This is a genomic window from Nitrospiraceae bacterium, from assembly GCA_019637075.1.
Lineage (GTDB): Bacteria > Nitrospirota > Nitrospiria > Nitrospirales > Nitrospiraceae > JAHBWI01.
On the sequence record JAHBWI010000004.1, the window covers coordinates 338,431 to 360,353 of the forward strand.

The 21,923-nt window shown below is 59.0% G+C and carries 21 protein-coding genes and 2 tRNA genes; 6 read left to right on the forward strand and 17 right to left on the reverse strand.

Features of this window, described 5'->3' with window-relative positions; genetic code table 11:
• Positions 1-50: 50 nt before the first annotated feature.
• The 4 genes from KF814_12870 to typA all read right to left on the reverse strand — a co-directional run bounded on the left by KF814_12870 (position 51) and on the right by typA (position 3,780).
• A complete protein-coding gene (locus KF814_12870; protein MBX3237037.1) occupies positions 51-380 on the reverse strand; it encodes a thioredoxin family protein in 330 nt (109 codons plus the stop codon).
• A gap of 94 nt (positions 381-474) precedes the next feature.
• The gene (locus KF814_12875) at positions 475-945 is read right to left on the reverse strand and encodes a peroxiredoxin (protein MBX3237038.1); all 471 of its coding nucleotides are present in this window, start codon (positions 943-945) and stop codon (positions 475-477) included.
• Between the two features lie 163 nt (positions 946-1,108).
• Positions 1,109-1,855 carry a hypothetical protein gene (locus tag KF814_12880; GenBank protein ID MBX3237039.1) on the reverse strand — a complete coding sequence of 249 codons (747 nt, stop codon included), beginning with the start codon at positions 1,853-1,855 and terminating at the stop codon, positions 1,109-1,111.
• Between the two features lie 38 nt (positions 1,856-1,893).
• Positions 1,894-3,780: a translational GTPase TypA gene (gene typA / locus KF814_12885; protein MBX3237040.1), complete on the reverse strand. Its 1,887-nt coding sequence runs from the start codon at positions 3,778-3,780 to the stop codon at positions 1,894-1,896.
• Between the two features lie 228 nt (positions 3,781-4,008).
• On the opposite strand from typA, the gene KF814_12890 reads away from it, so the two are divergent.
• Positions 4,009-6,396, forward strand: a complete 2,388-nt coding sequence (locus KF814_12890; GenBank protein MBX3237041.1) for a PBP1A family penicillin-binding protein — start codon at positions 4,009-4,011, stop codon at positions 6,394-6,396.
• Positions 6,397-6,441: 45 nt separating this feature from the next.
• Here KF814_12890 and iscX read toward each other — a convergent pair whose 3' ends face one another.
• From iscX to KF814_12925, 7 genes are all read right to left on the reverse strand, one after another.
• Positions 6,442-6,654 (reverse strand): Fe-S cluster assembly protein IscX, encoded by a 213-nt coding sequence (gene iscX, locus KF814_12895; protein ID MBX3237042.1) that lies wholly within the window; start codon positions 6,652-6,654, stop codon positions 6,442-6,444.
• Between the two features lie 21 nt (positions 6,655-6,675).
• Positions 6,676-8,496 (reverse strand): molecular chaperone DnaK, encoded by a 1,821-nt coding sequence (gene dnaK, locus KF814_12900; protein MBX3237043.1) that lies wholly within the window; start codon positions 8,494-8,496, stop codon positions 6,676-6,678.
• 63 nt (positions 8,497-8,559) lie between these two features.
• Positions 8,560-9,276, reverse strand: coding sequence for a Fe-S protein assembly co-chaperone HscB (gene hscB / locus KF814_12905; protein MBX3237044.1), 717 nt, complete (start codon positions 9,274-9,276; stop codon positions 8,560-8,562).
• Between the two features lie 92 nt (positions 9,277-9,368).
• Positions 9,369-9,728, reverse strand: a complete 360-nt coding sequence (locus KF814_12910; GenBank protein ID MBX3237045.1) for an iron-sulfur cluster assembly accessory protein — start codon at positions 9,726-9,728, stop codon at positions 9,369-9,371.
• 29 nt (positions 9,729-9,757) lie between these two features.
• Entirely contained in the window at positions 9,758-10,168 is a 411-nt protein-coding gene (iscU, locus tag KF814_12915; protein ID MBX3237046.1) for a Fe-S cluster assembly scaffold IscU, read from the reverse strand.
• An 89-nt stretch (positions 10,169-10,257) separates the two neighbouring features.
• Positions 10,258-11,475, reverse strand: a complete 1,218-nt coding sequence (locus KF814_12920; protein MBX3237047.1) for an IscS subfamily cysteine desulfurase — start codon at positions 11,473-11,475, stop codon at positions 10,258-10,260.
• Positions 11,472-11,951: an Rrf2 family transcriptional regulator gene (locus KF814_12925; GenBank protein MBX3237048.1), complete on the reverse strand. Its 480-nt coding sequence runs from the start codon at positions 11,949-11,951 to the stop codon at positions 11,472-11,474. Before KF814_12925 ends, KF814_12920 begins: the two co-directional genes overlap by 4 nt.
• A gap of 189 nt (positions 11,952-12,140) precedes the next feature.
• Here KF814_12925 and KF814_12930 point away from each other — a divergent pair, with 189 nt between their 5' ends.
• Positions 12,141-12,557: a 2Fe-2S iron-sulfur cluster binding domain-containing protein gene (locus tag KF814_12930; protein ID MBX3237049.1), complete on the forward strand. Its 417-nt coding sequence runs from the start codon at positions 12,141-12,143 to the stop codon at positions 12,555-12,557.
• A gap of 6 nt (positions 12,558-12,563) precedes the next feature.
• On the opposite strand, the gene KF814_12935 is transcribed toward KF814_12930, so the two are convergent.
• A complete protein-coding gene (locus KF814_12935) occupies positions 12,564-13,262 on the reverse strand; it encodes a hypothetical protein (GenBank protein ID MBX3237050.1) in 699 nt (232 codons plus the stop codon).
• Positions 13,263-13,399: 137 nt separating this feature from the next.
• On the opposite strand from KF814_12935, the gene gltX reads away from it, so the two are divergent.
• The 3 genes from gltX to KF814_12950 all read left to right on the forward strand — a co-directional run bounded on the left by gltX (position 13,400) and on the right by KF814_12950 (position 15,088).
• Entirely contained in the window at positions 13,400-14,815 is a 1,416-nt protein-coding gene (gene gltX, locus KF814_12940) for a glutamate--tRNA ligase (GenBank protein MBX3237051.1), read from the forward strand.
• A gap of 68 nt (positions 14,816-14,883) precedes the next feature.
• Positions 14,884-14,957: transfer RNA gene (locus KF814_12945), tRNA-Gln, on the forward strand.
• A gap of 57 nt (positions 14,958-15,014) precedes the next feature.
• A tRNA-Gln gene (locus KF814_12950) sits at positions 15,015-15,088 on the forward strand.
• Positions 15,089-15,118: 30 nt separating this feature from the next.
• Here KF814_12950 and KF814_12955 read toward each other — a convergent pair.
• From KF814_12955 to KF814_12965, 3 genes are all read right to left on the reverse strand, one after another.
• Positions 15,119-16,954, reverse strand: a complete 1,836-nt coding sequence (locus tag KF814_12955; GenBank protein ID MBX3237052.1) for an ABC-F family ATP-binding cassette domain-containing protein — start codon at positions 16,952-16,954, stop codon at positions 15,119-15,121.
• A gap of 148 nt (positions 16,955-17,102) precedes the next feature.
• On the reverse strand, positions 17,103-17,438 hold the full coding sequence (locus KF814_12960; GenBank protein ID MBX3237053.1) for a hypothetical protein: 336 nt from the start codon (positions 17,436-17,438) through the stop codon (positions 17,103-17,105).
• Positions 17,439-17,583: 145 nt separating this feature from the next.
• On the reverse strand, positions 17,584-19,287 hold the full coding sequence (locus KF814_12965; GenBank protein MBX3237054.1) for a glutamine--tRNA ligase/YqeY domain fusion protein: 1,704 nt from the start codon (positions 19,285-19,287) through the stop codon (positions 17,584-17,586).
• Positions 19,288-19,475: 188 nt separating this feature from the next.
• On the opposite strand from KF814_12965, the gene KF814_12970 reads away from it, so the two are divergent.
• On the forward strand, positions 19,476-20,642 hold the full coding sequence (locus KF814_12970) for a hypothetical protein (GenBank protein MBX3237055.1): 1,167 nt from the start codon (positions 19,476-19,478) through the stop codon (positions 20,640-20,642).
• Positions 20,643-20,803: 161 nt separating this feature from the next.
• Here the strand turns inward: KF814_12970 and KF814_12975 are convergent, their stop codons facing one another.
• Positions 20,804-21,328: a hypothetical protein gene (locus tag KF814_12975; GenBank protein MBX3237056.1), complete on the reverse strand. Its 525-nt coding sequence runs from the start codon at positions 21,326-21,328 to the stop codon at positions 20,804-20,806.
• Between the two features lie 107 nt (positions 21,329-21,435).
• Positions 21,436-21,876 (reverse strand): hypothetical protein, encoded by a 441-nt coding sequence (locus KF814_12980; GenBank protein ID MBX3237057.1) that lies wholly within the window; start codon positions 21,874-21,876, stop codon positions 21,436-21,438.
• Between the last annotated feature and the right edge of the window lie 47 nt (positions 21,877-21,923).

Genomic DNA, 21,923 nt, shown 5'->3' on the forward strand with positions numbered 1-21,923 from the left:
ACTCGATCCTCCCCGGGAGGCAATCGGAGGGTTGGCGGACAGGGATGCGGCTACTTCAGCAGGTGGTCGTTGATCAGAGCGGCAAGTTCCGCCGGCTCGACGACACCTTCACGGGTCAACAACAGCTTCCCGTGCGCAAAGAAATGCGTCGTGGGGTAGGTTTCGAACGTATGGGATTTCTTGATCTCGCGGCAGCGACCAGGCACATGCATCTTCGCCTTGCCGACCTTGATAGTGGGGAACTTAGCGGCGGTTTCTTCCAAAATGGGATCGTATTGCTTGCAGGGCTCGCATGTCGCCAGGCCATAGGCGACGACGGCTCCGGCGCTCTCGGTAAATTCTTTGTAGTTTTCGTCCCTGACGTCTTCGACGGTACCCATCTATATTTTCCCGCTGGCAGATTGTCCCGCGTATGCTGTGTAAAGGATCGTCGGGACCGGAAAGTCGATACTTCCCGGTCCCGATGACTTCGGTCTATCCGAGCTTTTGCAATGCCGCGAGAATGTCCTTGTCTTCCCGCGCCACCTTGATCTCCTGCACCTTCACGTAGGCGACCTTGCCGTTCTTATCGATGATGACGGTCGCGCGCTTGGAGCAGTTCAGCGGTTCGAAATACAGGCCGTAGGCCTTGCTCACCGTGCGATGCATGTCGGCCAGCAACCGATGCTTGAGGTCGAGCGAGTCGGCCCAAGCCTTGTGTGAAAAGAAGCTGTCGCAGCTCACGCCGAAGACTTCGGCATTGGCACCCTGGAACTTGGGGAAGTCGTCGGTCAGACACTTGTTCTCACCCTGGCAGACCGGGCTCCAGTCGAGCGGATAGAAGCAGAGCACGACGTTCTTCTTGCCCTTGAACTCGCTCAGCTTCACGTCTTTCTGATCCTGATCTTTTAACGTAAAATCCGGCGCGGCATCGCCGACTTTAATTTCTGCAGCCACATCACCCATCGGAATCCTCCCTGCTAGGTTAGGTCACTAAGAGGTACGCGGAGTACCAAGCGAGTCTCGTGGTATCACGCCCGGAAAAACCTTGTCAACGGGGCCAGAAGACCTAGCGCGATATCGAAAAATTCTGTAACTGGCTGGAAAGACGGGGAGAAACGGAGAGCGTTCAGGTCGCGATCTGACGGAAGCTGGTCATTCGGCCGGTCGGCGCAGCAGTGCGGTGTTTGACGAAACGAACCGTCTGGGCCAGGGTCGGCAAATCGAGGGCGTTGCCGACTTTTGGGTTCTGCCCCGACCGCAAGACCCCATTGCTGGTCTCCGTGAGTAACTCGATGGCATCCAAGGCAGGCAGCCCGCGTGGACGGAGCAGTTCAATCTCATCCAGGCCGAATTTGCTCATGCCCAAGGTGTAGAACCACTCAAACGCCGGGTCTTCCGCCTCGGTGTGGTGCACGGAGACGTGGTCCTGTCCTTGAAAGGCCGTCAGCGGCCGATCGCTCCAGTCAGAGGGATTGAGGTACTGTTGTGCAACGACGTCGAATGCCGTGCCCTGCGTCAGCAGCGTCATTCCGCGTGCGACTCGTGCGGCGAACAGCACGGTGTCGAGGACCATGCCGGGCGTCGTTCCGGCCGGTGAGACGACCGTGAGCGCCTCGTGATCCCAGGTCAGCACCTCCTGCCACCTCGCGGCCTCCGATTCGGGCATGCGCATGAGTAATCGGGCGTGCCAGGGCCCATGGCTGAGCGCGGAGCTGTTGCCCGGCTCGCCGGGGGCCGCGTTCAGCGGGCCCCCGTATTCCAAGTCGTACCAGATTTTCAGCTCATCGAGCGACGGGGCGGAGTAGCGGTAGCCGATCAGGTAAAGCGGTGGTTTCGATGGGGAAGGTTTCGGCGCTTTCTTCCGAATCTTCATGTCGGCCGCCCACAGGCGGGTGCACTGCAATCCTGCGGCTACTTGCCGCTCTTTTTGGCTTTCCGGCGATCTTCCGGGTTCAACATCCGCTTCCGCAAACGGAGGTTCTTCGGCGTGACTTCGACGAGTTCGTCTTGACCGATGTATTCCATGGCAAATTCGAGCGTCATTTCGCGCGGGGGTGTGAGCACCAGCGCTTCGTCGGAGCCGGCCGCGCGCATGTTGGTGAGCTGCTTCTGTTTGCAGACGTTGACGTCCAGGTCTTCGTCGCGGCTGTTTTGCCCCACGACCATGCCCTGATAGACCTCCACGCCCGGGCCGATAAATAACTCGCCACGCTCCTGCGTCATGAACAGCGCATAGGCGGTGCTGGTTCCGGCTTCGAAGGCCACCAACGACCCGTGCGGAGCGACGAGCAAGGCTTTTTCGTCCGCTGCCGCATAACCTGAAAACACGTGGTGCAGAATCACGGTGCCGCGAGTCTTGGCCAACAGGATGTTCTTCAAGCCGATGATGCCGCGGGTGGGGATATGGTACTCGATGTGCATTTCGCTGGCGCTGCCTTCCGAATGCGCCAGCTTCATGTGTCGCAGTTCGCCCCGGCGCTTGCCGATTTCTTCGATGACCGGTCCCTGGTATTCCGACGGGACTTGGACGGTGAGTTCCTCATACGGCTCGGTGACGGTGTCGCCGTCCCGATGGAGAATAACTTCCGGTTGCGAAATTTGCAGTTCGTAGCCCTCGCGACGCATCTGTTCGATGAGGACTCCGAGATGGAGTTCGCCCCGGCCCGCCACGAGGAAGCGATCCGCACTGTCGGTCTCCTGCACGCGAAGCGAGACGTTGGTCTCGAGTTCCTTGAAGAGCCGCTCGCGAAGGTGGCGCGACGTGAGATATTTCCCTTCGCGTCCGGCAAAGGGGCTGTTATTCACCGAAAACGTCATCTGAACGGTCGGTTCGTCGATGGTCACGCGCGGGAGTCCTGATGGGCTGGCTGCGTCCGCGATCGTATCGCCGATATTGACCTCGTCGAGCCCGGCGACGGCCACGATCTCGCCGGCCTCCGCCTCTTCCACGTCCGTGCGATCAAGCCCGGAGAAAACCGACAGGTCGGAAACGCGCCCCTGGACGAGTCCGCCGTCCTTCACGATGGTGACGACCTGCTGGCGACGAGAGAGTGAGCCAGACTGGATCTTGCCGATGCCCATTTTCCCCTTATAAGAGTCGTAGGCCAAGGCCAGCACGAGCATTTGCAGGGGGGCCTCCCGGCTGATGGCGGGAGCGGGAATCTTGTCGAGAATCGTATCGAGCAGCGGCGTGATTTCGGTGCCGGGTTTGTTGATGTCGAGCGTGGCGATGCCCTTGATGGCTGCCGCGTAGACGATGGGAAAATCCAATTGCTCGTCGGTCGCGCCGAGGTGGACGAACAGATCGAACGTCCGGTTCACCACGTCGTCGATGACGGCATCGGGGCGGTCGATCTTGTTGATGACCACGATGGCCTTATGGCCCAGCGCCAGGGCCTTTCTCAGCACGAAGGTCGTTTGGGGCATGGGCCCCTCTTTGGCGTCCACGAGCAGCAGCACGCCGTCGACCATGCGGAGCGTTCGCTCGACTTCGCCGCCGAAGTCGGCGTGACCCGGCGTGTCGACGATGTTGATCTTCACATCCTTATAGGTGACGCTCGCGTTCTTGGCGCGGATGGTGATGCCGCGTTCCCGCTCCTGGTCCATGGAGTCCATGATACGCTCGCCCATGTCTTCGATCTTGCGATGGACGCGGGTCTGGCGCAGCAGGGCATCGACGAGGGTGGTTTTCCCATGGTCGACGTGCGCGATGATGGCGATGTTGCGAATGTCGGTCCGACGCCCTTGCGGAGCGCGCAGACCATGAGCGGTTGTCGACGTACTGTTCTCCTGTCCCATGGTATTCCAGTGCTGTGAACGTGGCAAAAAAAAGACGCCTTCGTAGGAAGGCGTCATGGCACTGCAGTATACCTGAATGTCCGCATGTCCCACAAGTCGACGCGCAATTTCGCGACGGCCTGTAACTCATTGATGAAATGGAAGCTTGCTTGAGTTTATCGCACATGCATTGTATGGTGTACGAGACGCTGTTCGATATCTTCCCCCCGAGTATCATTATCCGACTGCATGCCCGAACTGGATCACCTACTCGATAAGCCGGAGAAGCCGCGCCGGCGATGGCGCTGGTGGAAAATCACCCTGATCGTCGCGGTGTTGGGCCTCCTTCTGGGGGGCGGCGGCACGGCCGGCGTGCTCTACTACTTCTCCCAAGACTTGCCCTCGCTCGAGCCTTTGCAGAACTATCAGCCGAGCCTCGTGACCCGGGTCTATTCCGATGACCGGCAGATCATCGGCCAGTTTTTCATCGAACGCCGGTTTCTGAAACCTCTTCCCGAAATTCCCAAGAGCCTCACACAGGCGGTCATTGCGACCGAGGACACCCGGTTCTTTGAACATCCCGGTTTGGATATCGTGGGTATCCTGCGTGCGGCTGTGACGAATCTTCGGCATGGAGGGAAAAAGGTCGAGGGCGCCAGCACGATTACCCAACAGCTTGCGCGCTCATTGTTTCTGTCTGCCGATCGGACGTTCGACCGAAAGCTACGGGAATTGATCCTGGCCTATAAGATGGAGTTGGTGCTCTCGAAGGAGCAGATTCTCGAGATGTACCTCAACCAGATTTATTTCGGTCAGGGCGCCTATGGAGTGGCGGCGGCTGCGCAATCCTACTTCGGCAAAGACTTGGGCAATCTCACGCTGGCCGAATCCGCGTTTCTCGCCGGGCTTCCGAAGTCGCCGAGCCACTATTCTCCGTTCAAGGCCTATGACCGAGCGAAGAAGCGGCAGGAGCACGTGCTGGCCCGTATGGAGGACGCCGGTTTCATCAGCCCCGCTGACCGTGAACAGGCTGTTGCGGAGAAGTTGAACTTCCGTCGTCCCGGCAGCGAACACCTCGGCCCCTATTTCGTCGAATATATCCGCCAGCTCCTGGTCGCCAAGTTCGGCGAGACGATGGTGTACAAGGGTGGGCTGGAAGTGTTCACGACGCTCAACGTCGAGATGCAGAAGGCCGCCGAGGCCTCGGTGTTACAGGGGTTGCGGGAGTTGGACAAGCGGCAAGGTTGGCGCGGTCCGGTCCGCACGGTCGATCTCACCACGCTGGAAACGCCGTCGCCCGATCCCACGCTCAAGTTGAAAGAAGGCGACATGATGGAAGGCGTCGTCCTCAAACTCGCCAAGGACCACGTACTGGTGCAGATCGGCGCAATGACGGGTCGGCTGGCGTACGAGGATTTTGCCTGGGTGACGAAGCGCCTTAAAGGGAAGGATCCAACCAAGGACGCCGTCCCGGTCAAGAACGTCAAACAGTTGCTGACCCCGGGCGACGTGATCGAAGTCGCGATCAAGAAGCTCGACAAGGATACCATCCATTTGCGGCTCGAACAGACGCCGGTGGTCGAAGGTGCGATGGTTGCGATCGACCCCAAGACCGGTGCGATCCGTGCAATGGTCGGTGGGTATGATTTTGCGAGAAGCGAATACAACCGTGCGGTCTTGGCCCATCGGCAGCCGGGGTCGTCGTTCAAGCCGATTATCTACGCGACGGCGATGAACCAAGGGATGAGCCCTGCCACGGTGGTGCTCGATGCGCCGGTGGTCTACGAACAGGAAGAAGAGGACAAGACCTGGAAGCCCGAAAACTATGGCCGGCGGTTTCACGGGATGGTGAGTCTGCGAGAGGCCTTGATCCACTCGCACAACCTGGCCACGGTGCGGCTCCTGGACAAGGTAGGTATTCGCAACGTCATCGACTTCGCCCGTACAGTCGGAATCACGAGTCCGTTGGCAGCCGACCTGTCGCTGGCCTTGGGCTCATCCAGTGTCGGGATGCTGGAGTTGGTGTCGGTCTACGGAGTTTTCGCCAATCAAGGGATGCGGGTGGAGCCCTATGCGATCGCCAGCGTTCAAGACAACAGCGCGCGCACGCTCGATCAGGCGGTGATTCAACCGAGGCAGGTTGTTTCCAAGGAAACGGCCTATTTGATCACGAATATGATGGAAGACGTAATTCAGCGTGGAACGGGGATTGCCGCGAAGGCCGTAATCGATCGGCCGGTCGCGGGAAAAACGGGTACCACGAACGATTACACGGATGCTTGGTTCATTGGGTCGACGCCGAACCTTGCAGCGGGCACCTGGGTGGGATTCGACGATCGTCGCCCCCTGGGCGAAACCGAGTCGGGCGCGCATGCGGCTCTGCCGATTTGGATCGGTTTCATGCGCGAGGCCTTGAAGCAGCTTCCCGTCGTGCCGTTCGAGATTCCCGATGGCGTGATGTTCGTGAAGGTCGATCCTTCCACTGCGCTGCTGAGCGATCAGGACGAACAGCAGGGCACGGTCGAACTGTTCACCAAAGGCACCGAACCCACCAAGAGCGTCGGCCCCAAACTGGACCCCACCGATTTTTATAAGCTGGACCAGATCCCAGACAGCAGTGCGTCGTCAAACCCGTAGGTGATTTCAAGATTACGTAAACGATGAGTGGTGGGGCGTGCGGCCTTAGGAGCGCGAGTCCTGATACTCTTCGTGCCAAGCCATCTGGATCGACTCGAGGATCTTTTCGTTCGACTTCTTCGGGTCGTCCTTGAAATCGGGGAGTGCGATGATCCAGGCGTGCAGATCGGTGAACCGGACCGTGAGTGGGTCCGTCTCGGGGTGGGCTTCTACGAGCTGAATCGCGATATCCTCGGCATCATTCCATTTCAAATTCATGGTGGTACCCGTCTCCTGTTCCTAGGTCACTTCCGTGACTCTCTTGCCCTGTAGCCCCCGCTTTAAGGACTCATCCAACATTTTCACCGACAGGGGCTTGGCCGTGTCTTCCAATGCCGCCATGCAGGCGCGAATCGCCTTGGGGTCCGAGCCGTCCTTTGCTGCCGTGAGAGCCGACAGTGCCTCACGAATAGCGGCGAGTTCACTGGCGGCAACCAGGTGGCTCGCCTCAGCCAGGGATTTTTCCGTGGTGGTGATCAGTGCTCCCGCGTCGAGTCTGGTCTCGATCAACTTCCTGGCGCTCACGTCTTCACTCGCGAACTTGAATGAATCTTCGATCATCCGTTCTACTTCTTGATCGGACAATCCATAGGACGGCTTCACATCGACGGACTGGCTCTGGCCCGTGCGCATATCCTTTGCCGTCACGTTCAAGATGCCATTGGCATCGATGAGGAACGTCACCTCGATGCGGGGCACTCCCGCTGGGAGCGGCGGAACCTTCAGCCGGAACTTTGCCAGGCTTCGGTTGTCCTGCGCCAATTCGCGCTCGCCTTGGAGAATATGGATGTCGACGCCGGTCTGGCCGTCCACATAGGTTGTGAACAACTCCTTCGCGCTGGCCGGGATGGTAGTGTTGCGTCGAATCAGGCTGCTCATGACCCCGCCCATGGTTTCAATGCCCAGTGACAATGGGGTCACGTCGAGCAGCAGCATATCCGTCGTGCCGCCGCTCAAAATATCGGCCTGTACCGCGGCGCCGAGCGCGACCACTTCGTCGGGATTCAATTCGCAGTGCGGGGGTTTGCCGAAGAGTTCTTCTACGCGGCGTCGGACAAGGGGCATGCGAGTGGATCCGCCGACCAAGACCACCTCGTCGATGTCGGTCGGCTTGAGGCCCGCGTCCTTCAACGCTAAGCGGCAGGGAGCCAATGTCCGCTCGATGATATCGAGAGTCAGCGACTCGAGTTGCTCCCGCGTGAGTTCTCGCGTGAAGCGTCCTTTGCCGTCCGGAAGGTCGACGACGATGTCAGTCTTGAACTCGTCGGAAAGGAGGATCTTTGCCCGTTCTGCCTCGAGGCGCACAGCCTGCATGTGGTCAGGGTGCGCATTGAGATCGATGGAGCGGGACCGGCGGATTTCATCCACGATCAGGTTACCGAGCCGGTGGTCTAAATCGTCGCCGCCTAGGTGGGTATCCCCGTTGGTGGCGAGTACCTCGAAAATTCCGTTCTTTAACTTCAGGATGGAGATATCGAATGTGCCCCCGCCGAAGTCGTAGACCGCGATGGTCCCCTGCGTTTTTTCCTGGAGGCCATACGCCAACGACGCGGCGGTCGGCTCGTTGATGATACGCAGGACTTCCAGCCCGGCGATCATGCCGGCATCTTTCGTGGCTTGCCGCTGGCTGTCGTTGAAATAGGCCGGGACGGTAATGACGGCTTTCGTGATGCTTTCACCCAGATGTGCTTCCGCGCGCAGTTTCAGTTCCTTGAGGATCATCGCCGAAATCTGCGGGGGCGAATACGTCTTCTCGGCCAGCTTGATCCGGATGACCCCGTTCTGTTCCGTCAGCGCATATGGGAAGTATGCCAGTTCTCCCTGCACATCCTGCAGTCCCTTTCCCATGAACCGTTTCACGGAATACACGGTGCGTTCGGGGTTTCGCGTCAGGTGATCTTTGGCTGGATCTCCGACGATGAGTCCGTTGTCCGTCATTGCCACGACGGAAGGTACCATCGTCCGGCCGTTTCGGCCGGCGATAACGCATGGCCTGCCGTCCTTCATGTAGGCGACGAGGGAATTGGTGGTGCCAAGATCGATGCCGACGATTCTAGCCATGTTGTGACGCTGAAAGAGCCCTCCTGTTTCGTTCGTGGTCGGGTCCCGTGACCAGTCGATTGGTCAGCTGATCGTCGCGACGAGATCGTTGACGATGTTTTTGACGTACGTGCGATTGGAGAGAATTTCCCGCATTTGCTTCAAGAGCCGGTCGCGTGTTTCTCGAGCCTGGCTTGTGGCCTCGCCACGGTCTTGAAGTGTGTCCCAATCGCCGAAGAGCCGTAGCAGCTGCGTTTCCATGTCCTGTTTGCGTTGTTCGAGCGCCTGCTGTTCGGTCTGGAGTTTTGCCTGGAGCTGGCGGCCTGACTCAGACCCTCGGTCGGATGCTCGGTATTCCTCGAGCGTGTCCTGCAGCTCGAGGATCTCTTCGAACAGGTCGGCGGGCGGGGTATTGCGAATCTCTTTCACCGCACCGGCTTCGAGATCCAAGAGATATTCGGCGCGTTGAATCGGATCGCGAAGCGTCCGGTAGGCGGTATTGAGCATCGCTGCGTTGCCCAGGCTAATATCCTGTTCGGTTGCGCTCTTGTTTTGATAGAAATCCGGATGGAAGGCGCGGCTGAGCTCGTAAAACTTGGCCTCCAGTTTGCTCGGATCGATCGTGAGTCGCCTGGGAATACCGAAGCAGCTGAAATAATCGGTGTCTTTCGAAACCGGCTGCACTTTGACGCAGCGGTCGCAAAAATACTCCCCCGTCATTTCCGACTGACAATGCCAGCACATGCTGCGTGCCATCTGCAGTTCTGTGCGGCCGCTTGGGCTGCTATGGGTATGTTCCACGGGATCTCCTAAACACGAGGGGCATGGCCGCGATAGCACCATGCCCACGTTGCTGTCACCAAGAATCCGACGTTACCGAGGAATCCGGCCATCTAGGCCGAAAATGATTCACCGCACCCACAGGTCTTGGAGGCATTAGGATTCACAAACTTGAACTGTCCCCCCATAAGGCCTTCCTTCTGAAAATCGAGCTGTGTCCCCTGCAGGTAGATGGCGCTTTTGGCATCGACGATGACCTTGATGCCCTCGAATTCGTACACTGCGTCGTACTGGCCGATCTTTTCGTCGAAGTTGATGGTGTAGCTCAAACCGGAACATCCGCCGCCCTTCACTCCGAGGCGCAGCCCTCCTTCCGTCATGCCCTGCAGATCGATCAGGCGTTTGACTTCCTTGATGGCTGCAGGTGTCAAGGTGACGGAGGGAGTTGAGGTCGAGGTCTCGGGAGTATCCATGCTTGCGACTCCTTTGTTGCGGATCCTGGTTACTTGTTCTGGCCTTCGGTCGCAGGGACCTGGTCTTCGCTCTTTTTCTTGTAGTCGGCCAAAGCCGCCTTGATGGCATCTTCCGCCAGCACGGAGCAGTGGATCTTGACCGGAGGCAGATTCAACTCCTGCACGATGTCCGTGTTCTTGATCTTGCCCGCCTCCTCGATCGTTTTGCCCTTCAGCCATTCCGTAGCGAGGCTCGAACTCGCGATCGCCGAGCCACACCCGAAGGTCTTGAACTTGGCATCCACGATCGTGTCGTTCTGCACCTTGATCTGCAGCTTCATGACGTCGCCGCATTCCGGCGCGCCCACCATCCCGGTGCCGACGCCTTCTTCATCTTTCTTGAAGCTGCCCATGTTTCTGGGATTGTTGAAGTGATCGACAACTTTATCGCTGTAGGCCATACAAACCTCCTTGATATTCCATCATGCGCGACGCGCCGTTCGCCGGGTGTGAACGCGCATTCGCGAGAAAGTGATCATCCTTCACGCTGTCAGTGTGCCGCCCATTGCACCGTCTTGAGATCGATGCCTTCCTTTGCCATTTCGTACAACGGAGACATCTCACGAAGCTTGGTGACGGTTTCGATAATCCTCTTGGCCGCGTAGTCAACCTCTTCATCCGTTGTGAAGCGGCCCAGCCCGAACCGAATCGAGGAGTGCGCCAGTTCCGTTCCGACACCGAGTGCACGCAAAACGTAAGAAGGTTCGAGGGTGGCGGAGGTGCAGGCCGATCCGGACGAGAGCGCAATTTCTTTGCAACCCATCAACAACGATTCCCCCTCCACATAGGCGAAGGACAGATTCAGGTTGTTTGGGAGTCGCTCGGTCGGGTGACCGTTGAGATAGACGTCCTCCAGCGCGGTCGTGATGGTTTTGTGAAGTCGGTCACGCATGGTCGTGAGCCGAGCCGCCTCGGCTGCCATTTCCTGTTCGCAGAGTTCGCAGGCCTTACCGAAGCCGACGATCAACGGCACCGCCAACGTACCCGAGCGCATCCCCCGCTCGTGGCCTCCGCCGTCCATCTGGGCGGCGATACGCACGCGCGGATTCTTCTTGCGCACATATAAGGCGCCGACGCCCTTCGGGCCATAGATTTTGTGGGCCGTGAATGACATCAGGTCGATGCCCATCTCCTGAACATTGACCGGCACCTTGCCGACGCCTTGAGTCGCGTCACAATGGAACAGAATGCCCTTCTCCTTGGCGATCTTCCCGATCTCCTTCACCGGATTCAGGGTGCCGATCTCGTTGTTGGCGAACATGATCGAGATGAGGATGGTCTTGTCGGTGATGGCGTTCCGGACGTCCTCTGGGTTCACCATGCCGAACTTGTCGACCGGGAGATAGGTCACCTTGAGGCCGCGTTTGGCTTCCAGCCCCTTCGCGGTATCGAGGACGGCCCGATGTTCGGTGGACGACGTGATGATGTGATCGCCTTTCTCGTGGTACATCTCCACGACGCCCTTGATCGCAAGGTTATCGGATTCCGTCGCTCCGCTGGTGAACACAATTTCCTTTGGGTCGGCGTGGATCAACTTGGCGATCTGTTTCCGAGCATTCTCGACGCCCTCTTCCGCCTGCCATCCGAACGCATGGTTGCGGCTTGCCGCGTTTCCAAATTTTTCGGTGAAGTAGGGGAGCATGGCTTCCAGCACCCGAGGGTCCATCGGCGTCGTGGAATGGTTGTCCAAGTAGATCGGGAACTTCATCGCTCGACTCCTTCTTGTTCCGTAGTCATAGATTGAATGGTAATGAGAGGGGTTCCTCCCATCATATCCTGCAAGGTCATGCTATTGAGCAATTGGTAGATACTGCTTTGAATCTTCAGCAACGGTGTGCGGATGTTACAGTGCTCCCGCTGCATGCAGGGATCACCGTCCTTTTCATGCGAACAGTCCATCATGCCGAGGGGACCCTCAAGGCTCTCAAGCACCTGGGCGATCGTAATCTCCCGCGGGCTCTTACCCAAAAGGTAACCACCCTTTGGTCCGTTGTGGCTTTCAATGATGCCGCTTTTCGCCAACGTTTGGAGTACCTTTGCCAAGAGCTCGGCCGGAATATGATATTCTTCTGCGATCTCCTTGGTGTTCACCACACGTGCGCGGCTCACATCATCAAACTGGTGTAAGGCGATGTGCTGGAGTGCCATGAGGCCGTAATCTGCTTTTTTGGAAAGTTTAAGCATATGGCTATTGCCGATTTGTTAGATCGGAGACTATAATGATCTCCGATCAAATGAGTCGTATAAAAGTTAGCACGTGATCTTCGAGGCTGTCAATAGGAGCTCCTTCTAAATGGTAGTCTGGAAGTGACAAGCATGTGAAGCAACATTCATTAGAATTTTTGAACACTTAAACGTTGTTTGAGGTGTGTGATGGGCGGCACGAATCCATATATTCAGAAGGCTGAAGCAGAGTTACCGAGCAAGGCCTACACGATCACATTCATTCATCCAGACAAGTCCGAGGAGAAGGTGGTCGTGCAGCCGGACAAGATTCCCTATGGCCCCACCGGCTTGCCGGGCAGCATTCTGGATATCGCAATGGGCAACGGCATCGATTTAGAGCATGTCTGTGGCGGCGTCTGCGCCTGTTCCACCTGTCATGTGATCGTGCGCAAGGGGCTGGAAACCTGCAATGAAGGGACGGACGACGAGTTCGATCAGTTGGAAGAAGCGCCGGTAACGACGTTGCAGTCGAGGTTGGGGTGCCAGTGTGTGCCCAACGGTACGGTAGATGTGGTGGTAGAGATTCCGGCCCTCAACAAGAATCTCGTGAAGGAATCTCACTAGCCTGCGTTAGTCGTAGGTTTCGAGCTTCACTTCCTTCCTGTCGAATCCCAGCTCCAAGAATAACTCCCGCAACGGGTGGGCAAAGGCTCTGATACCGGCGATCATGGGCACGCAAGCCCGGTCGCCGTTCACCAGCTGCCGGACTTTCGCCAGCGTGCCGTCGAGAGTACCAGCGGGTTCGTTCACGACGGCCTCATAGGTGAAATTTGGATTCGTCTTGGCCAACGCCGTGAACTCTTCATGGTAGAGATGCTCGTCTGGGCTTGGTGCGTGGGCGATCAGGGTCGTTCGTGGCAGGTTCTGTCGATCGGCCATTGCCCGGATCATGCAGCGTAGCGGGACCAGTCCCGAGTAGCGTCCCAGGAGCAGCAGCCGCTTCCCCTGTAATTCCGGCAGCACGAATCGACCGTAGGGGCCTGAAAAGGGGAATCGAGCACCCGGTTGCAGGCCACACAAATAGGTTGAGGCCAGTCCATCCGGTACATGGTCGAACACGAGGCAGAGATCACCATTGTCGGACGGTGGAGCCGCCAGCGAATAGGCGCGATTGAGTGGCGGCCGGTCCCCGATGGGCAGCTGCAGGGAGATCCACTGTCCCGGCTGAAAACTCAGGGGGCGCTCAATCGGACGAAGGATCAATTGCCTCGTATGCGTAGTCAGGGTGGTGACGGAGCGGATTTCGGCCAGTTGAGCTTGTTCAGACATGCCTCGTTCATAGCAAAAACCGATGGAGAATGGAAAGCGCCGATTCTGTACATCACCAGGGGGCCATGTTATAGATACCGCCCCCGTCCTCGCACCGCGAGAGACATCCTTATGATCCGGAAAGGTAGACGACGAACATGAGTCAGGTTCGGGTTCGATTCGCTCCGAGTCCGACAGGGTTTCTGCACATCGGCGGGGTCCGTACTGCGCTGTTCAATTGGCTTTATGCAAAACAGCAGAACGGTGTGTTTGTGCTTCGGATTGAGGATACCGATCAAAGTCGCTCCACCGACGAGTCGATTCAAGCAATCATTCAGGGGATGCAGTGGGTCGGGCTTGACTGGGATGAAGGGCCTTTCCGCCAGACGGAGCGCATGGAGCTCTATCGCGCTCACGCGTTGCGCCTGCTGGAGCAGGGGAGGGCTTATTGGTGCGTATGCAAAGCCGAGGAGTTGGAAGCGCGCCGGAAGGAAGCAGAAGCTAAGGGGCTGTCGCCGCGCTATGACGGCCGTTGCCGCAACCTCGGCCTGACCTCGCCTCCCGGGGATGCTGCGCTGCGCTTCAAGGCGCCTCAGGAAGGCCAGATCGTCATCGAGGATCTGATTAAAGGGCGGGTCGTCTTCGACAACCAGGTGCTCGATGATCTCATCATTCTACGGTCCAACGGCTATCCGACGTACAATTTCTCGGTTGTCGTGGACGATGCTTTAATGGGAATCACCCACGTCGTGCGCGGAGATGATCACCTCACGAACACGCCGCGGCAGGTCCCCATATTTGAAGCCCTCGGGTTTCCGTTGCCTCGGTTCGGTCACCTGCCGATGATTCTCGGATCCGACAAGACCCGCCTCTCCAAACGACATGGGGCGACCTCGATCATGGCCTACAAGGATATGGGCTATCTCCCGGATGCCATGGTGAATTATCTGGTTCGTTTGGGCTGGTCCCACGGCGACCAAGAAGTATTTTCGCGCCAGGAGCTGATCGAGAAATTTTCCTGGAAGAGTGTGCAGACCTCACCGGCCGTTTTCAATCCAGACAAACTGCTCTGGCTCAACGCCGAATATATCAAGACCAGTCATCCCGGCCAGATTGCCGAAGCCTTGCGGCCGCTGCTGGAGGCGGCCGGACTGGGTGATCACCTGAAAGGCGTTTCCACGGAGTGGCTCGGGCAGCTCGTAGTGTTGGTCCGCGAACGGACGAAGACATTGGTGGAAATGGTGCAGTGGGTGACACCCTACTTCGGCGAAGCCGTCGTCTTTGAAGAAGAGGCTGCCAAGAAGTTCCTCTCTGCGGCTATCGCGCCGGTTTTAACCAAGCTGACGGACCGGTTCGAATCACTGCCGACCTTTGATAAGCCGACGTGGGAGGCCACCTTTAAGCAATTCGTCGAGGCGGAAGGCCTGAAAATGGGCCAAATTGCCCAGCCGGTCCGCGTGGCCCTGACCGGCCGCACGGCGAGTCCAGGACTCTTCGAGGTAATGGAGGTGCTGGGGCGGGAACGTACCCTTGGACGGCTTCGCCGGGGCATCGAGCGGGCAGCCGGAACCTAACGATGTTGTGCGAGAATCGGCGTCGATCTTGACTGAACGGAAGCCCTTATATTACTGTGAGGGCCGGTTGGGGGATCGTCTAGCGGTAGGACGTCAGTCTCTGGATCTGACTACCTAGGTTCGATTCCTAGTCCCCCAGCCAAAATTTCCCCAACACCCTGCGATCCGAAACTGCGTCTGGATTGGTTCCGTACCGCGCTGGGGGATCGTCTAGCGGTAGGACGCCGGCCTTTGGAGCCGGCTACCTAGGTTCGATTCCTAGTCCCCCAGCCAATTTTCCTCACAGCCGTTCTTTCATCACGATTATTGCTCGAACTGCGCGCGCTTTTGGTCGAGTTCGGCCCAGCGGTGGTACAGCCGTTCGACTTCATGGTGGGCTGCGGTCAAGGCCTCGGTTCGCGCCACGAGTTCCGCGGCGTTGGATATGACGGCGGGATCACTCACGGCCGTTTGACATCGTTCAACGAGCGCCTCGGCCTCGAGGATGGCACCTTCGATCGATTCCCATTCCTGTTGTTCTCGATAAGAAAATTTCTTCGCGCGGCGCGCTGGAGCGGCGGCGCTGTCCGTTCCTCCCCCGAGAGAGTTCCCGTCCGGCTTCATCGCTGATGATCCAGCTTGCCGTTCTTGGGCCGCTTCCCACTGCGCGTAGTCCGCAAACCAGCCGGTCCCACCCCTGCCGTCCAAGGCCAGCAGCATCGTTGAGACACGGTCCAGCAAGTATCGGTCGTGCGTCACGAGGATCAGAGCGCCGGGAAACTCCAGGAGACTGTCTTCCAGCACCTCGAGGGTGGGAATGTCGAGGTCGTTCGTGGGCTCGTCCAGGATGAGCAGGTCGGCCGGTTGCAGCATCAGCCGGGCGATCAACAGGCGAGCCTGCTCGCCGCCCGAGAGGCGTGAAACCGGCAGGTCGAGTTGCTCGGGGCGAAACAGAAACCGTTTGGCCCAGGAAGCCAGGTGAATGGATCGGTCTTGGTATACCACCGCGTCCCCCGACGGCGCCAACGCGCGCCGAAGCGTGGCCTGCTGATCGAGCGAATCGCGATGCTGTTCGAACAACACCACGCGCAATGCCTCGGCGCGGCGAATCGTTCCGGAATCTGGCTCCATCGTTCCGGCCAGCAGCCGAAGCACGGTGGTTTTTCCGCTTCCATTCGACCCCAGGAGTCCCAACCGCTGGCCTGGCCCTAAGGTCAGCTCGAGGTCCGACACGATCGGCTTCCCGCCGAAGGCCTTGGAGACATGCTCCGCCACCAAGAGTTGTTTGGACCTTCGGCCTGAGGAGGAGAAGTCGATGCCGACCGTGCCGTGAACGGCTCGCGCTTCGGCTTGTCCCAATTCATCGATGAGCTGCTCGGCAGACTGGATTCGGCCCTTGGCCTTGGTCGTCCGCGCCTTCGGTCCCCGGCGCAGCCATTCCACCTCACGCCTCACACGATTGGCGAGCGAGGCCTGCGCATCAGCTTGCGATTGCAGCAGGGCGACGCGTTGCTCCAAGAAGTCGCTGTAATGCCCCTTCGCTTCGAACACGCCGCCGGCGTAACAGCGGTTGATCTCGATCATCCGCGACGCGACAGATTCCAAAAAACGCCGGTCGTGGCTGATGACGAGAAAGGCCTTGGCGTCGGCCTTAAGCAACTGTTCGAGCCACAGGATGCCCTCCAGGTCCAGGTGGTTGGTCGGCTCGTCCATGAGCAACACATCCGGTTCCATGAGCATGGCCTGCGCGATGGCCAGTCGTTTGCGCCAGCCGCCGGACAGCGTGCCGACCCGTTGTTCGGAATCGGGGAATCCCCCGATGCTCATGGCCTGGGCGATGCGGCCGGCTTCTTCGTGCGGATCCAATCCTTCGGCCAACAGGGTGTCGGTCAGTACCTGTTCAATCGAATGGTCCGATGGAAATTGTGGCTCTTGGGGGACATAACCGACTCGAATCTGGCGGCGCGCGGTTTTGGTACCCGTGTCGGGAGTCTCCAGACCGGCGAGGATCTTGAGCAGTGTGGATTTGCCCGATCCGTTCGGACCGACCAGCCCCACGTGGTCGCCTTCGAAAATGGCCAGGGAGAGATCGGAGAAGAGGGCCTTGATGCCGAAGCTTTTACTGATCGATTCGCAGCTCAATAAGATGGCAGGGGGCACGCGTATATTCCTCGAATTAGAGGTGAAATGGTGACTATACGGGAAGGAGGTGGTCGGTCGCTATGGGCCTGTATGTGTCGGGGGTTCGTGTGCCGGCGTGTTATGGGGATGTGAGCCGCGACGGCACAGCCGTCGCGGGAGGGAACCTTCAAGTTGCCGTCCTGGCCCGTCCGGCGTGGACTCGATGAGTGAAACAGGCCGGGCAGAGGTGATAGCCGCCCTCCTTCGACGTATGGAAGCTCTCCATCCTGCCCGTTCCGCAATCGAAGCAGCGAATGCCGCTGGTGATGGAGCGAGGCAAGGGTGGGGTAACGTCGATGCGCTGCAGTGCCTCATGGGTTCGCCGTGCGGCTCGGTGGATTGCGGTCAGGATCGGCTGAGCCTGTAAATCGGCGCCGGGGATGGCGGTTTCCAACGTGTCGAGGCAGTCGTGGAAGGTTGGGTGGTCCGCAAGAGCATGGTCTAAACCAGAGAGACTGTTCATTGTCAGGACTCCATGTGTATCGGGTGTGACTGTCGCAGGAGCCGTGATCTTGCACGATGTGCCTCTCGCCGCTCAAGGCAGCCGAAGGTCTGCAGGCCCGTACTTTTGTGGGATCCAGGACGGTGCTAAACGGAAGGCCCGGCGATCAGCGCGGAGCTTGGGCCTTCTCCAACTTGGCCCAGGCGTCCTTCAGCGTCACGGTGCGGTTGAAGACCGGTTTGTCCGGCTTCGAGTCCGGGTCGACGCAGAAGTAGCCGATGCGCTCGAATTGCACACTGGTTCCGGCCGGGAGCGTTGCCGACCCCGGCTCGACTTTGCAGGAAAGGAGCCGCTCCAGCGAATTTGGATTCAAGTACAAGGTCCAATCGTGGTCGGACGGAATCTTGGCCAGATCCGCCTTCAAGAGACTCTCGTACAGTCGCACTTCCGCGTCTACCGCATGGGATGCCGATACCCAATGGATGGTCGCCTTGACCTTCCGCTGCTCCTGCGCGGCGCCGCTTTTCGTCTCGGGATCGTAGGTGCAATGGAGCTCGACGACCTCGCCGGTCGCAGGATCCTTTACCGCGCCCACACACTTAATGATGTAGGCATAACGCAGACGCACTTCACGGCCAGGGGCCAGACGAAAGAACTGCTTCGGCGGATCTTCCTTGAAATCATCCCGTTCGATATACAGGACGCGGGAGAAGGGCAACCGCCGTGTCCCGGCCGCGGGATCTTCAGGATTATTGACCGCGTCCAACTGCTCGACCTGAGCTTCCGGGTAATTGTCGATCACGACCCGCAGCGGCCGCAGCACCGCCATGACGCGGTTGGCGCGTTTGTTCAAATCCTCCCGGACAAAATGCTCGAGCATCTGCATCTCAACCACGGCGTCGCGCTTGGCAATCCCGATCGCTTCGCAGAAGGCCCGCAATGATTCGGGCGTGTAGCCGCGACGGCGCAGGCCCTTGAGGGTCGGCAGGCGCGGATCGCTCCAGCCGCTGACGAGCTTGCGCTCCACGAGATCCAGAAGCTTACGCTTGCTCATGACTGTGAAGCTGAGGTTCAGCCTGGCGAACTCGATCTGCTGCGGTCGGTGCGGCGCCCCGCTCTGCTCCACGACCCAGTCGTAGAGCGGCCGGTGGTCTTCGAACTCCAGCGTGCAGATGGAATGCGTGATTCCTTCGATCGCGTCCGACAGGGGATGCGCAAAGTCATACGCGGGGTAGATGCACCAGGCGGAGCCGGTTCGGTAATGGGCCTCGTGGCGGATGCGATAGAGCACCGGGTCGCGCAGGTTGATGTTGGGCGAGGCCATATCGATCTTGGCTCGGAGCACCTGGGTCCCGTCCGGGAATTCTCCAGCCCGCATGCGACGGAAGAGATCGAGGTTTTCTTCGACGGATCTGGTGCGATAGGGGCTGTGTTTTCCCGGCTCCGTCAGCGTGCCGCGGTATTGTCGCATCTCGTCCGCGCTGAGGCTGTCCACGTAGGCCAGGCCCTTCTTGATCAGGACGACGGCGAACTCGTAGAACCGCTCGAAATAGTCCGAGGCATAGAAGAGCTTGTCGTGCCAGTCGAAACCGAGCCAGCGGACGTCCTCTTGGATCGCCTGCACGTATTCGGGATCTTCCGTAGTGGGATTGGTGTCGTCCATCCGGAGGTGGGTAATCCCTCCAGGGTTCTCGGCCGCGATGCCGAAGTTGAGGCAAATGGATTTCGCATGGCCGATATGGAGATAGCCGTTCGGTTCCGGGGGAAATCGCGTGACGATGCGCCCGCCGTGCTTTCCCGCAGCGCGGTCAGCCGCCACGATGTCGCGGATGAAATCCGAGCGGGTAGAAGATTCCGGTTCGTTCGCCATGACCAGTCGGCTCCGTCGGGATTGGACGATGCGCGCCTTCTTCTATCACAGATGGGCGGGGAGGGAGAAGGGCCGCTGGTGATCGGCGTCGGCGACGCTGTCCGGAAGGGATTTTTGCTGGATCGATTCGGGTGAGTCACTTAGAATTACTGTATGTCACACCAGGGGGCCGGGACCGGAGGAAACACATGAGCAAGGTCGGGATCGTCACGCGTCAGGGGCTGGGGTGGTGCTGTGCGCTGGTGTTGCTGCTCGTCGGCGCGGGCGGGGTGTGGGCCGACGACGCTACAGGACCGGAGGCCTGTCGAGGTAAAGAGTTCGTGCAGAAGATGCAATGTTACAAGGCCTATCTCGAAACGGTGCTGCAGGCGCAAGGTTCCGAACAGGCCCTTACCGCTCTCGAACAGATCACCGCCCAGGACGGCGAAGCCCTCCGCGAGGCGCATCCGTTGGTCCACCACATCGGACAGCAATCCTACACCAAGTATGGCACTGCTACCGAAGCGATGGCTCACTGCCGAGACGTGTTCTGGTCCGGTTGTTACCACGGGGTGTTGCAGGCGTACCTCAGCAGCCTCTCAACGGTCGAGCCTCAGCATATTCTTCCTCTGTGTCCCACGAGCGAGAAGGTTTCGGCCTACTCGTTCCAGCGGTACAACTGTCTGCACGGGTTGGGACACGGCCTGACGATTCAGTTCCGATACGACGTGCTGAAGAGCTTGGCGTTTTGCGATGCGCTGCCGGGAAGCTGGGATCGCGAGTCCTGCTATGGCGGGGTCTTCATGGAGAACATCGTGACGTTCCAGAATGCGCGGCACGCCCAGCTGAGCGCGGAACATCAACACCATCATGAAGCCACGAGTTTCTTGAACGCGCAGGATCTGCTCTATCCCTGCTCGGTACTGACCGAGAAATACCTCCGCGCCTGCTACCTGATGCAGACCTCCGCCATTCTCACGTTCCTAAACTATGATTTTGCCCAAGCCTTCACGTATTGCGCGCGGGTGCAGGGCGAACACCAAACGACCTGCTATCGCAGCCTCGGCCGTGACATCAGCGGGTACACGCTCCGTGACGCTGTCCGGGTGAATGAACTCTGTCGGTTGGGCGTGGGAGATCAAGTTCGGCAATGTTTCATCGGAGCCGTGAAGGATTTCATCCTCACCGACGCCAGTCCCGATCCGGGCGTGAAGCTCTGCCGCAGTCTCGACGTTCCGTTCAAGAAGGATTGTTACGCCACCGTTGGGGAGATGTCCGTTCCGCTCTTCGACGATAAGGCGTTGCGCGTTCAGGCCTGCCGCAAAGGCGAAGAAGAGTTCGTCGACGCGTGCCTCGCCTCCGCCACCGCGTTCTAAGCAGGGGCCGTCCGACCGGCGCGGAACCAGATCAACATCTTGTCGTTCGAAAGCGTGTCCTGCGGCTCCGATTCAGAAAGGAGTGACGGGAGACGAGCAGCGTGGCTCGTCCTTACGGGTATCGATGCCGAAAGAAGGGCTTTGATGAGAGGCTGGGCCGATCAGCCGAGCGTGGCGGTGCCTCCGCGGGCTTCGAACACATCGCCGAAGAGGGTTTGTGTCGAGCCGACGCGACAGAAGTGCGAAGTGATTTCGATGAGCTGCCCCCGGTGGGAGTAGAACTTTCCGGTCGCCACATGAATTTTGTCCCCCGGCGAGACGGCCGCCTCCAGGATGGTGTCTCCTGATTCTTGATCGCTGAGTTTCAGCCAGGCGAGATTTGGGAAAAGCGTCGGCGGAGATTCGCTGGTGCTGATGACAAACCGCCCGCCGTCGTTGAAAGCCCAGCGGTTTCTGCGAAGGTGCGCGACGTGGTTGCCGCTCCCATCGTACAGATCCATCGTCAGCAGGATGCGATCATGCTCAGGAGCCAGCTCCAAGACCAGCTGTTCCTTGCCTTGGATTTTTAGAACGCCGTTCGTGTTGCGGAAAATGTTCGAGCCGAGGCGAATTTCCAGCCCGGGTTTGCGTCGGTCCGGTTCGACCGAGGATGGCGAGTTCAGGGGATCCGCTCCTCGAAAGTCCACGTTGCCGGTTCGTCCGATGGCGCCAAATTCTGTGGGTCCAGAGCGTGAATGTGTCGGTGTTCTAGGCTGTTAGGCTGCGACTGTCAAGAGCGTTCTGGCCCTGGTGGCTAGGGCGAAGCGGGACCTTCCCGGTCGTCCGTATCCGTAGCCGACACGCAAACCAAGACGTCCTGTTCTTGCGGCTTCGTCAGACGGATCACGATCGGTTGCGAGACCGTTCCGCCGCCGGTCTTGGCCGAAGCCGGCACGACCTTGGCGATCACCGGCCCGTCTCCGGCGTTGTAGTAGATCGTCGTCCGCTCGAGATTCTTCAGCGGCTTGCCGTCCGTGCCCGTCGTCGGTTCGGTGTACGACACCGTGACGGTCGTCTGCGGCGGCTTCACGTGGACCTTGGTGGCGTTCCCGCACTTCATCCAGGCGCTGGAATAGGGGGGAGCCATGGTTCCTTCCATCATGCTGGCACCGCACCCGGCTAGGCTGAGGAATCCAAGCGTGAGAAGCGAGGAGACCAGCAAGGACGAACGTGCTTGATCGGTGGCTGTATCCATGGAGCGTACTCTAGGCGAAATGGGGCCCTCGCGCAAGTAGAAGCAGG